The sequence below is a fragment of the Pseudomonas sp. S37 genome, from assembly GCF_016658545.1.
GTDB lineage: Bacteria > Pseudomonadota > Gammaproteobacteria > Pseudomonadales > Pseudomonadaceae > Aquipseudomonas.
This window is the reverse complement of record NZ_JACVZC010000002.1, coordinates 158,633-170,914: the sequence shown is the minus strand read 5'-3', so window position 1 is coordinate 170,914 and position 12,282 is coordinate 158,633. Positions and strand designations below refer to the sequence as shown.

The window sequence follows — 12,282 nt, the reverse complement described above, 5'->3', positions numbered from 1 at the left end:
CGGCCCATCGCGACACAAGGCCGCTCCTACAGGGACCGCGTCAACGCCAAATCAAGTGCTTTCAGACCTTTCCTACGCACCACCAAGGTGCCTCCTACAAATATCCCCGCCTCGAAACATCCAGCAAAAAGCCATCATTTTGCCTGCGCAAACGTTTAACTTCGCCAAAAGTTACACCGATGCGACATCCATGTACGACCGTACCACTTTTCTGGCGCCAACTATCCTTGTGTGTATTGCATTGGGAACATCCCCTGCATAAGTATCCGCAGGTCGGCTCACGAGGCCACCTCATCCGAAAAATGACAACAATGAGGCCACCATGCTCAAACACGCAGTCATTCCGTTCCTGCTAGGTGCAGGTTTGCTCACCGGTGCACCGTCGGCCCTTGCCGCGTCCAACCTGGTGTTCTGCTCCGAAGGCAGCCCGGCAGGCTTCGACCCGGGGCAGTACACCACCGGCACCGACTTCGACGCCTCTGCCGAGACCGTGTTCAACCGCCTGACCCAGTTCGAGCGCGGCGGCACCGCAGTGATCCCGGGCCTGGCGACCAAATGGGAAGTGTCCGACGACGGCAAGACCTACACCTTCCACCTGCGCGAAGGCGTAAAGTTCCACACCACCGACTACTTCAAGCCGACCCGCGCATTCAACGCCGACGACGTGCTGTTCACCTTCAACCGCATGCTCGACAAGGACCACCCGTTCCGCAAGGCCTACCCCACCGAGTTCCCGTACTTCACCGACATGGGCATGGACAAGAACATCGCCAAGCTGGAGAAGCTGGACGAACACACGGTCAAGTTCACCCTCAACGAAGTCGACGCCGCGTTCATCCAGAACCTGGCCATGAGCTTTGCCTCGATCCAGTCCGCCGAATACGCCGACCAGTTGCTCAAGGATGGCAAGGCAGCCGACATCAACCAGAAGCCGATCGGCACCGGCCCGTTCGTGTTCAGCAAGTACCAGAAGGACGCGCAGATCCGCTTCAAGGGCAACAAAGACTACTGGCAACCGGCTGACGTGAAGATCGACAACCTGATCTTCGCCATCACCACCGACGCTTCGGTGCGCATGCAGAAGCTGAAGAAGAACGAGTGCCAGGTCACCCTGTTCCCGCGCCCGGCAGACATCGCGCCGCTGAAGGCCGACAAGAACCTGCAGATGCCGCAGCAAGCAGGCTTCAACCTCGGCTACATCGCCTACAACGTGATGGACAAGATCAAGGGCAGCAACGAGCCCAACCCCATGGCCCAGCTGAAAGTGCGCCAGGCGCTGGACATGGCCGTGGACAAGAAGAAGATCATCGAGTCGGTCTACCAGGGCGCCGGCCAGTTGGCGGTCAACGCCATGCCGCCGACCCAGTGGTCCTATGACGACAGCATCAAGGACGCCCCCTTCGACCCTGAGAAGGCCAAGCAGCTGCTCAAGGAAGCCGGCGTCAAGGACGGTACCGAAATCACCCTGTGGGCCATGCCGGTGCAGCGCCCGTACAACCCCAATGCCAAGCTGATGGCCGAAATGCTGCAGTCCGACTGGGCCAAGATCGGCATCAAGGCGAAGATCGTCAGCTACGAATGGGGCGAATACATCAAACGCTCAAAAGGCGGCGAACAGGGCGCCATGCTGATCGGCTGGAGCGGTGACAACGGTGACCCGGACAACTGGCTGGGCACCCTCTACGGTTGCGATGCCATCGACGGCAACAACTTCTCCAAGTGGTGCTTCAAGCCCTACGACGACCTGATCAAGCAGGCCAAGGCCACTTCCGACCAGGCCAAGCGCACCGAGCTGTACCAGCAGGCACAGCACATCCTCAAGGAGCAGGTACCGATCACCCCGATCGCCCACTCCACCGTGTACCAGCCCATGAGCGCCAAAGTGAAGGACTTCAAGATCAGCCCGTTCGCGCTGAACTCCTTCTACGGCGTCAGCGTGGACAAATAGGGTAGCCCCGGCACCCGTCAAGCGGCGGGTGCCCTTCACCCTCACCACCTCTTCATGTCGTCCTGCGGCCATCCGCTGCGGGGTAGGCGAACTGTTGCCGCCATTCGTACCCCGAAGCGGTGCAAACAGATGAAAAAGGATTTGCCATGCGCCACGCTACCCACCTTTCCGCCCTGCTGGCCCTGGGCCTGCTCAGCCAGTCTCCAGCCGTGTTGGCCAACAACCTGGTGTTCTGCTCCGAAGGCAGCCCCGCCGGTTTCGACACCGCTCAGTACACCACTGCCACCGACAACGACGCCGCCGAGCCCATCTACAACCGCCTGGTCGAGTTCGAGCGCGGCGGCACCGCCGTGCACCCTGCCCTGGCAAGCCGCTGGGACGTGTCCGACGACGGCCTGCGCTACACCTTCCACCTGCGTGAAGGGGTGAAGTTCCACAGCAACAAAATCTTTACCCCTACCCGCGACTTCAACGCCGACGACGTGCTGTTCACCTTCAACCGCATGCTCGACAAGGGCCACCCGTTCCGCCAGGCCTACCCCACCGAGTTCCCCTACTTCATCAGCATGGGCCTGGACAAGAATATCGCCCGGGTCGAAAAAGCCGACCCGCTGACCGTAGTCTTCACCCTGAACACGGTCGATGCCGCGTTCATCCAGAACCTGGCCATGAGCTTCGCCTCGATACTGTCTGCCGAATACGCCGGGCAACTGCTGGCCAGCGGGCGCCCCAGCGATATCAACCAGCAACCGATCGGCACCGGGCCATTCGTGTTCCAGCGCTACCAGAAGGATTCGCAGATCCGCTACAAGGGCAACAAGGCCTACTGGGCACCGGACCAGGTGAAGCTCGACAACCTGGTGTTCTCGATCAACGTCGACCCCTCGGTGCGCATCCAGAAGCTGCGCCGCAACGAATGCCAGGTCACCCTGCACCCGCGCCCGGCCGACCTGCCGGCGCTCAAGGCCGACAGCAAACTGCAGGTGCTGCAGCAACCGGGCTTCAACCTCGGCTACATCGCCTACAACACCCAGCATCCACCGTTCGACCGCCTGGAAGTGCGCCAGGCGATGGACATGGCGGTGAACAAGAAAGCCATCATCCAGGCGGTGTACCAGGACTCAGGCCAGCTGGCGGTCAACGCAATGCCGCCGACCCAGTGGTCCTATGACGAAAGCCTCAAGGACGCCCCTTACAACCCGGAAAAGGCCAAGCAGCTATTGCAACAGGCCGGGGTGAAACCGGGTACCGAGGTCACACTGTGGGCCATGCCGGTACAACGCCCCTACAACCCCAATGCCAAGCTGATGGCTGAAATGCTCCAGTCCGACTGGAACAAACTCGGCTTCAAGGTGCGCATCGTCAGTTATGAATGGGGTGAATACATCAAGCGCATGAAAAGCGGCGAGCACGACATTGCCCTGATCGGCTGGACCGGTGACAACGGCGACCCGGACAACTGGCTGGGCACGCTCTACAGCTGCGACGCCATCGGCAGCAACAACTACTCGCTGTGGTGCGACCCGCAGTACGACAGCCTGGTCAAACAGGCCAAGCAGGTCACCGACCAGGCGCAACGCAGCGCCCTGTACCAGCAGGCCCAGCAGCGGCTCAAGCAGCAGGTGCCGATTACCCCGGTGGCCCATTCCACGGTGAACCAGCCGCTTAGCGTCAAGGTTTCCCAGTTCAAGGTCAGCCCGTTTGGGCGCAATGATTTTTCCGGTGTGAGTGTTGATTAAGCGTTAACCGGTAGCGGCCTCTTCGCGGGTAAACCCGCTCCTACAAGGATCTCCACACGCCAGGGGCTACGCGGCCCCTGTAGGAGCGGGTTTACCCGCGAAAAGGCCGGCACAGCCAACACAACTCCCCCAATTTTGCCCGGCGATCCCGCGGCAACCCTGGCAACACCGCAGCAAGCACCCGGCCCACAAGGCCGGCCATAACTAGAAAAGAAAGGGAGCTTCAACCTTGAGAGTATTCACCTTGACCGCACTGGCCTTATCCATCAGTGCCTTATCCACCGTGGCCCAGGCCGATCCGCAAAGCCAGGCCTTCATCCCCATCACCCTCAAAGGCACCAGCGAACAAGCCCAGGCCAGCGGCTTCATCGACGGCCAGAGCCTGACCGGCAGCACCCGCAACTGGTACGCCCGTGAAAGGGCCGCGCGCGCCCCGCTGTGGAAGTACTACAAGAACGACGGCACCCGCCACGACACCCATAGCCGCGAGAACTGGGTGCAGGGCTCCATCCTCAACTACAGCTCCGGCTTCACCGAAGGCACCGTCGGCATCGCCGTCGAAGCCGCCGGCTATAACGCCATCGCGCTGCAGCAAAGCCGCCAGGCTATTGCCGGCCCCAACAACCGCACCCTGACCCACAGCGATGGCGACCCCATCGGCCAGTGGAGCAAGCTGGGCCTGGGCAACATCAAGGCGCGCGTGTCCAACACCACCCTTACCCTGGGCCGGCAATCGGTGGACACACCGATGATCGCCTACATCGGCAACCGTGCCCTGCCATCGAGCTTCCAGGGTGCGTTCCTGCACAGCGCCGAGTTCGACAACCTCAGCTTCGACCTGGGTACCTTCGACCGCGTCTCGCCACGTACCGAACAAAGCCTCAGCAAGTTCCGCAGCGAGTACAGCGCCACGGGCGTGGAAACCGACCGCGCCAGCACCGCCGGCATCAACTACCAGCCGCTCAAGAGCCTGAGCACCAGCCTGTACGCCACCAAGGTCGACGACTTCTGGAACCAGTACTACTTCGGCGCCAACCATGTGCTCGGCGACAGCGCAGTGCTCAGCCTGAGCACCGGCCTGAACTACTACAAGACGGTCGACGCCGGCAGCCAGAAGATGGGCAAGATCGACAACGACACCTACAGCCTGTCGCTCGACCTGACCCACCAGGCCCACACCCTCGGCGCCTCCTGGCAGCAGGTCAACGGCAACGAGTACTTCGACTACCTGCACGAAACCAACGGTATCTACCTGGCCAACTCGCTGCTGTCGGACTTCAACGGCCCCAACGAGAAGTCGCTGAAGATCTCCTACGTGCTGAACATGGCGCCCTATGGCGTGCCGGGGCTCAAGTTCAACCTGTACAACGCCCGCGGCTGGGGCATCGACGGCACCCACTACCGTGGCACGGCCTATGACGTGAAAGGCCTGGATGGCGAAACCCACTACGAGTGGGGCATCGGCACCAGCTACGCGGTACAGAGCGGGCCGCTGAAAGACACCAGTATCCGTGCCACCTACACCACCCACCGCGCCAGCAAGGCGCAGGGTGACGGCAGCCTGGATGAGTTCCGCGTGGTCACCACCATTCCATTCAACATTCTCTGACCGTTGACGCCACGGCCCGCTTCACCGCGGGCCGTGGCGGCTACGCTGAAACCCATGCAAGCAGGGAGACTTCACCCCATGCAGAGAGCTTTCATCAAACGGCTACCGCTACGCCTGGCACTGGCCGCACTGGTACTCGGCAGCGCCGCGCAGCTGGCGGCCAAGCCGCTGGTGGTGTGCACCGAAGCCAGCCCGGAAGGGTTCGACGTGGTCCAGTACACCACCGGGGTCACCTTCGATGCCGCCGCAGAAACGCTGTTCAACCGCTTGGTCGACTTCAAGCCCGGCACCACCGACATCGAGCCGTCCCTTGCCGAACGCTGGGACATTTCAGCAGACGGGCTGACGTATACCTTCCACTTGCGCCAAGGCGTGAAGTTCCATAGCACCGACTACTTTACCCCCACCCGTGAACTCAACGCCGACGATGTGTTGTGGAGCCTGCGCCGCCAGCTCGACAAGGCACACCCGTGGCACGACAAGACCAGCGTCGGCTACCCCTATTTCGAAAGCATGGCCTTCAGGGGCTTGCTCAAGTCGGTGGACAAGGCCGACGACCACACCGTCGTGATCACCCTCACCCGCCCGGAAGCGCCGTTCCTGCGGGACATGGCCATGGCATTTACCTCGATCTACTCAGCCGAATACGGCGACCAGCTGCTCAAGGCCGGCAAAACTGCCGAACTGAACAGCAAACCCATCGGCACCGGGCCGTTCATTTTCCAGCGCTACAACAAGGACGCCCAGATCCGCTTCAAACCCAACCCGGACTATTTCCGTGGCAAGCCACCCGCCGATGCCTTGGTGTTCGCCATCGCCACCGACAGCAATGTGCGGCTGCAAAAGCTGCGCGCCAACGAATGCCAGGTTGCCGTGTACCCCAAACCGGAAGACGTGCCGTCGATCAAGGCCGACGCCAGGCTCAAGGTTGCCGAGACCGAAGCACTGGTGACTGGCTACATCGCCATGAACACCCAGCACAAATACCTCAGCGACGTGCGCGTGCGTAAAGCCATCAACATGGCCTTCGACCGCCAGACCCACGTCGACCAGCTGTTTGGCAAAGGCAACGCGCTGGTGGGCGTAAACCCCTACCCGCCGACCATGGTCGGCTACAACAAGGCCAACCAGAACCCGCCGCAAGACCTCGACAAGGCGCGCGCCCTGCTCAAGGAGGCTGGCGTACCGGAGGGCACGGTCATCACTCTGTTCACCCGCAACGGCGGCGGCATGACCAACCCTAACCCGCGTCTGTCTGCCGAGATGCTGCAAGCCGACCTCAAGCAGATCGGCCTGAAGCTGGATATCCGCGTGATGGAATGGGCCGAAATGCTGCGCCGCGCCAAGAAAGGCGAAGCCGACCTGGTGTCCACCGGCTGGGCCGGCGACAACGCCGACCCGGACAACTTCCTCACCCCACTGCTCAGTTGCGAGGCGGCCAGGAACGGCGAGAACTATGCGCGCTGGTGCAACCCTAAGTTCCAGGAGCTGATCAGCCGCGCCCGCGAGGTGATCGACAACGACGAACGCGCAAGGCTCTATAGCGAGGCATTGAAGGTGTACGATGACGACCAACCCTGGATCAGCATGGCCCATCCGAAGATGTTCACCGCCATGCGTGACAACGTGGAGGGCTACGTGATCAGCCCTCTGGCCAAAAACAACTTCGCCACCACCAAGGTGAAGTAGAACAACAACGACCGCCGGCAACCCTCACGGGAACCGGCGGCATTGCCGTCGCGCGCTGTTGGCCGCACGGCCTGATGAGGTAACCCCGACAATGTTGAGTTTTATTGCCCGGCGCCTTGGCCTGCTGATACCGACCTTTTTCGGCATCACCTTGCTTACCTTCGCGCTCATACGCCTGATCCCCGGCGACCCGGTGGAAGTGATGATGGGCGAGCGCAGGGTCGACCCCGAAATGCATGCCCAGGCCATGGAGCGCCTGGGCCTGAACAAGCCACTGCCGGTCCAGTACCTGGACTACGTCGGCAAGCTGGCCCAGGGCGACCTCGGTGAATCGCTGCGTACCCGCGAAAGCGTGTGGACCGAGTTCCTCACCCTGTTCCCGGCCACCCTCGAACTGGCCTTCGCCGCCCTGCTGTTTGCCGGCATCGTCGGCCTGCTGGCCGGGGTGATCGCCGCGCTCAAGCGCGGTTCGCTGTTCGACCATGGGGTGATGGGCATCTCGCTGGCCGGCTACTCGATGCCGATCTTCTGGTGGGGCCTGATCCTGATCATGTTCTTCTCGGTGAGCCTGGGCTGGACCCCGGTGTCCGGGCGCATCGACCTGCTCTACGACATCGAGCCGAAAACCGGCTTCATGCTCATCGACACCCTGCTCAGCGATGAGGAAGGGTCATTCAAGGACGCGGTGATGCACCTGATCCTGCCGGCCATCGTGCTCGGCACCATCCCGCTGGCGGTGATCGCACGCATGACCCGCTCGTCGATGCTCGAAGTGCTGCGCGAGGACTACATCCGCACCGCCCGTGCCAAAGGCCTGTCGCCAGCCCGCGTGGTGTTCGTGCATGGCCTGCGCAATGCGCTGATCCCGGTACTGACCGTGTTCGGCCTGCAAGTCGGCACGCTGCTGGCCGGTGCGGTGCTGACCGAAACCATCTTTTCCTGGCCGGGCATCGGCAAATGGCTGATCGAAGCCATCGGCGCCCGTGACTACCCCGTGGTCCAGAACGGCATCCTGTTGATCGCCTGCCTGGTAATCCTGGTCAACTTCGTCGTGGACATCCTCTACGGCCTGGCCAACCCACGCATCCGTCATCAGCGCTGAGGCCTTTGCCATGACTAGCCCGATTCCAAAATCCGTGTCACCGGCCAGCCCGGTGGACCAGAGCCTGCTCTACCCCTCGCCGTACAAAGAATTCTGGCAAGCCTTCGCGCGCAACAAAGGCGCGGTAATGGGCCTGGCCTTCATGAGCCTGGTGGTGTTCTGCGCGCTGTTCGCGCCGTGGGTCGCCCCGCATGACCCAAGCGAGCAGTACCGCGACTTCCTGCTGACCCCCCCGGTGTGGCTGGAAGGCGGCACCTGGCAGTTCATCCTCGGCACCGACGAACTCGGCCGCGACCTGCTGTCGCGGCTGATCCAGGGCGCGCGGCTGTCGCTGCTGATCGGCTTGTCATCGGTGGTGATGTCGCTGATCCCGGGCATCCTGCTGGGCCTGCTGGCCGGGTTCTTCCCACAATTGCTCGGCCCGTCGATCATGCGCCTGATGGATGTAATGCTGGCCTTGCCGTCGCTGCTGCTGGCGGTCGCCATCGTCGCCATTCTCGGCCCTGGCCTGATCAACACGGTGATCGCCATCGCCATCGTGTCGCTGCCCTCCTACGTTCGCCTGACCCGCGCCGCCGTGATGGTCGAGCTGAACCGCGACTACGTCACTGCCGCCCGCCTGGCCGGTGCCGGGCTGCCACGGCTGATGTTCGTCACCGTGCTGCCCAACTGCATGGCACCGCTGATCGTGCAGGCCACCCTGAGTTTTTCCTCGGCAATCCTCGACGCCGCCGCGCTGGGCTTCCTCGGTCTTGGCGTACAGCCACCCACCCCGGAGTGGGGCACCATGCTGGCCTCGGCCCGTGACTACATCGAGCGCGCCTGGTGGGTGGTGAGCCTGCCCGGCCTGACCATTCTGCTCAGTGTGCTGGCAATCAACCTGATGGGCGACGGCCTGCGCGATGCGCTGGACCCGAAACTCAAGAACGCCGCCTGAGGAGAACGCCATGTCACTGTTGCAGATCAACAACCTGAACGTGCGCTTCGGCGACGCCAACGCAGTACCGGTGGTCGATGGCCTGGACCTGACGGTGGAGGCCGGCGAGATCCTGGCCATCGTCGGCGAATCCGGCTCGGGCAAATCGGTCACCATGATGGCCCTGATGGGCCTGATCGACGCCCCCGGGCGCATCACCGCCGATGCCCTTACCTTCGACGGCACCGACATGCTCAAGCTCAGCGGCCGGCAGCGGCGCAAGGTGGTGGGCAAGGACATCGCCATGGTCTTCCAGGACCCGATGACCGCGCTCAACCCCAGCTACACCGTGGGCTACCAGATCGAAGAAGTACTGCGCCAGCACCTCGGCCTGAAAGGCAAGGCTGCGCGCCAGCGGGCCCTGGAGCTGCTGAAAAAAGTCGAGATCCCGGCTGCGGAAAGCCGCCTGGATGCCTACCCGCACCAGCTGTCTGGCGGCATGAGCCAGCGCGTGGCAATTGCCATGGCGATTGCCGGCGAACCCAAGCTGCTGATCGCCGACGAGCCGACCACCGCGCTGGACGTGACCATCCAGGCGCAGATCATGGAACTGCTGGTGAACCTGCAGAAAGAGCGCAACATGGCGCTCATCCTGATCACTCACGACCTCGCCGTGGTTGCCGAAACCGCCAGGCGGGTGTGCGTGATGTACGCCGGCGAAGCGGTGGAAGTGGGCCAGGTGCCGGAGCTGTTCGACGTCCCCGCCCACCCTTACAGCGAAGCGCTGTTGGCGGCGATCCCCGAGCACAGCATCGGCGCCGAACGCCTGGCCACCCTGCCCGGCATCGTCCCCGGGCGCTACGACCGCCCCGTCGGCTGCCTGCTGTCGCCGCGCTGCCCGTATGTGCAGGACAATTGCCGGCGCCAGCGCCCGCCCCTTGAGCCACAGGCGCACAGCCTGGTGCGTTGCTTCTACCCGCTGAACCAGGAGGTGGCGTAATGGCCGTCGTTCTATCTGCCCGGGACCTGACCCGGCATTACGAAGTCTCCCGCGGGCTGTTCAAGGGCCATGCCCTGGTGCGGGCGCTGAATGGCGTGTCGTTCGAGCTGGAGGCCGGCAAGACGCTGGCCGTGGTTGGCGAGTCTGGCTGCGGCAAGTCGACCCTGGCACGCGCCCTGACCCTGATCGAAGAGCCTTCGTCTGGCTCGTTGCAAATTGCCGGCACCGAGGTGAAAGGCGCCAGCAAGGCCGAGCGCAAGCAACTGCGCCGCGACGTGCAGATGGTGTTCCAGAGCCCCTACGCCTCGCTCAACCCGCGGCAGAAGATTGGTGACCAGCTGGCCGAGCCGCTGCTGATCAATACCTCGCTGAGCAAGGCCGAGCGGCGCGACAAGGTGCAGAAGATGATGGAGCAGGTCGGCCTGCGCCCCGAGCACTACCAGCGCTACCCGCACATGTTCTCGGGTGGCCAGCGCCAGCGAATCGCCCTGGCCCGGGCGATGATGCTGCAACCCAAGGTGCTGGTGGCGGACGAGCCGACTTCGGCGCTGGACGTGTCGATCCAGGCGCAGGTGCTGAACCTGTTCATGGATTTGCAAAAGGAGTTCAACACCGCCTACGTGTTCATCTCGCATAACCTGGCGGTGGTGCGGCATGTAGCCGATCACGTGCTGGTGATGTACCTGGGGCGGCCGGTGGAGATGGGGCCGAAAGAGGACATCTACGAGAAGCCGCTGCACCCGTATACCCAGGCACTGCTGTCGGCGACTCCGGCGATTCACCCGGACCCGCTGAAGCCGAAGATTCGTATTGCCGGGGAATTGCCCAACCCGTTGAATCCACCGGCTGGGTGTGCATTTCACAAGCGTTGCCCGCATGCGACCGAGCGGTGTGCCAAGGAGGTGCCGGGGTTGCGGCAGGTGAGTAGCCGGCAGGTGGCTTGTCATTATGCCGAGCAGTTTCTCTAGGCTTTAGATCGCCGGGGCTGCTGCGCAGCCCATCGCGACACAAGGCCGCTCCTACAGGTGATCGCATTCCCCTGTAGGAGCGGCCTTGTGTCGCGATGGGCCGCAAAGCGGCCCCAAAAATCTCAATGCATAAACAACCAGATCAGGATGATCACCGGAATCGGTACCCCGATCATCCACAGCAATACCGAGCGCATGCTCTTCTCCTTCTGCCAAAAAGAAGTTAAGGGCGGCCAAAGCCGCCCCTACTTCAGTCAATGCATGAACAGTGCAATCAGGATGATCACCGGAATCGGTACGCCAATCATCCACAGTAATATCGAGCGCATGTCAGTTCTCCTTACTTAACGTTGAAGGGTGCGATGGGCCACGTAGTCGCCTTCAAGCCACTGCACGCGGTCGCGCTGACGACCACCGTAAAGGGCCGCCACACTGGCGAAGAATGCGCCGCACAGCAGGGCAATGAATGTCCACAGCGCCGTCCAGGCAGCCACCTTGGCAGCAGTGTCCGCCGCCTGCCTGGCCTCGGTTTTCAGTTGTTGCACCTGCGCCATCACCTGGTCGACGCGGGCTTCGGCTTCGGCCTGGGTCAAACGCGTGCGCTGGGCTACCAGCTGCGCCAGGTAGGCGCGGTCTTCCGCTGGAAGTGCGCCGTTGCCCGCAACGCCTTTGGCCAGAATGCGCGCGGCTACACCGTTGGCCGCATCGTCGCTGACCGGCGCCGGACCCTCGCCACGGAACAGGCTATCGACGAAATAGCCCATCGAGTCGTTATTGCCGCCCGCTGCCGCAGCACCGCCCGCCGCTACCGAAACGGTAGCCGCCTGGGAAGCGGCGCTGGCGCCGGCACCTATCAGGTTGCCCGCAGCACCGAGTACCAGCATCGCCGCGACCAAGGTCGCCACGGCCCACGACAGGAAGCCATGCGCGGTATCGCGGAAGTACACTTCATCGCCATGCAGGTTGGCCCATTTCACCCGCAACCGCCCGGCAATGTAGCCGCCCAGGCCCGAGGCGATGATCTGCGTCACCAGCAACCAGATGATGGTAGAAACGCCCAAGGCTTTTGCACTCGCACCCTCGTCAGCCCAAGGTGAGGTAGCCGCAAAGCCCAGCCCGGCACCCAATACCACAAGAATCAGGGACACCGACGCAGCGGCGGCCGCGCCAGCGAAGATTGCCGCCCAGGAAACACCTGAGCGGCTTTGCGTATCGACAACGGGATAATCGGCAGGGGTGATCATGATGTGTGCGCCTTATGTTGTGGGCGAGAATTCCATTCGCGCAGTAACCATTGCAGCGGCTGTGCCA

General features: G+C 62.8%; 10 protein-coding genes. 8 read left to right on the top strand and 2 right to left on the bottom strand.

Annotation, left to right across the window (positions count from 1 at the left end; genetic code table 11):
- The first annotated feature begins 322 nt into the window (after nucleotides 1–322).
- From IAE39_RS01465 to IAE39_RS01430, 8 genes are all read left to right on the top strand, one after another.
- On the top strand, nucleotides 323–1,948 hold the full coding sequence (locus tag IAE39_RS01465) for an ABC transporter substrate-binding protein (protein ID WP_201198686.1): 1,626 nt from the start codon (nucleotides 323–325) through the stop codon (nucleotides 1,946–1,948).
- Nucleotides 1,949–2,094: 146 nt separating this feature from the next.
- Nucleotides 2,095–3,687 carry an ABC transporter substrate-binding protein gene (locus IAE39_RS01460; RefSeq protein ID WP_201198684.1) on the top strand — a complete coding sequence of 531 codons (1,593 nt, stop codon included), beginning with the start codon at nucleotides 2,095–2,097 and terminating at the stop codon, nucleotides 3,685–3,687.
- Nucleotides 3,688–3,916: 229 nt separating this feature from the next.
- Nucleotides 3,917–5,296, top strand: coding sequence for an OprD family porin (locus IAE39_RS01455; protein WP_201198682.1), 1,380 nt, complete (start codon nucleotides 3,917–3,919; stop codon nucleotides 5,294–5,296).
- A 78-nt stretch (nucleotides 5,297–5,374) separates the two neighbouring features.
- On the top strand, nucleotides 5,375–6,985 hold the full coding sequence (locus IAE39_RS01450) for an ABC transporter substrate-binding protein (protein WP_201198681.1): 1,611 nt from the start codon (nucleotides 5,375–5,377) through the stop codon (nucleotides 6,983–6,985).
- 91 nt (nucleotides 6,986–7,076) lie between these two features.
- Nucleotides 7,077–8,087: an ABC transporter permease subunit gene (locus tag IAE39_RS01445; RefSeq protein ID WP_201198680.1), complete on the top strand. Its 1,011-nt coding sequence runs from the start codon at nucleotides 7,077–7,079 to the stop codon at nucleotides 8,085–8,087.
- Nucleotides 8,088–8,097: 10 nt separating this feature from the next.
- Nucleotides 8,098–9,024: an ABC transporter permease subunit gene (locus tag IAE39_RS01440; protein WP_201198679.1), complete on the top strand. Its 927-nt coding sequence runs from the start codon at nucleotides 8,098–8,100 to the stop codon at nucleotides 9,022–9,024.
- A 10-nt stretch (nucleotides 9,025–9,034) separates the two neighbouring features.
- Nucleotides 9,035–10,003 (top strand): ABC transporter ATP-binding protein, encoded by a 969-nt coding sequence (locus IAE39_RS01435; RefSeq protein ID WP_201198678.1) that lies wholly within the window; start codon nucleotides 9,035–9,037, stop codon nucleotides 10,001–10,003.
- Entirely contained in the window at nucleotides 10,003–10,971 is a 969-nt protein-coding gene (locus IAE39_RS01430; protein ID WP_201198677.1) for a peptide ABC transporter ATP-binding protein, read from the top strand. Before IAE39_RS01435 ends, IAE39_RS01430 begins: the two co-directional genes overlap by 1 nt.
- Before the next feature lie 51 nt (nucleotides 10,972–11,022).
- Here the strand turns inward: IAE39_RS01430 and IAE39_RS01425 are convergent, their stop codons facing one another.
- Together IAE39_RS01425 and IAE39_RS01420 are read right to left on the bottom strand one after the other, a co-directional pair.
- Complete coding sequence (locus IAE39_RS01425; RefSeq protein ID WP_201198676.1) at nucleotides 11,023–11,283, bottom strand: hypothetical protein; 261 nt, start codon at nucleotides 11,281–11,283, stop codon at nucleotides 11,023–11,025.
- A gap of 32 nt (nucleotides 11,284–11,315) precedes the next feature.
- Entirely contained in the window at nucleotides 11,316–12,215 is a 900-nt protein-coding gene (locus IAE39_RS01420) for a hypothetical protein (RefSeq protein ID WP_201198675.1), read from the bottom strand.
- Nucleotides 12,216–12,282: the final 67 nt, after the last annotated feature.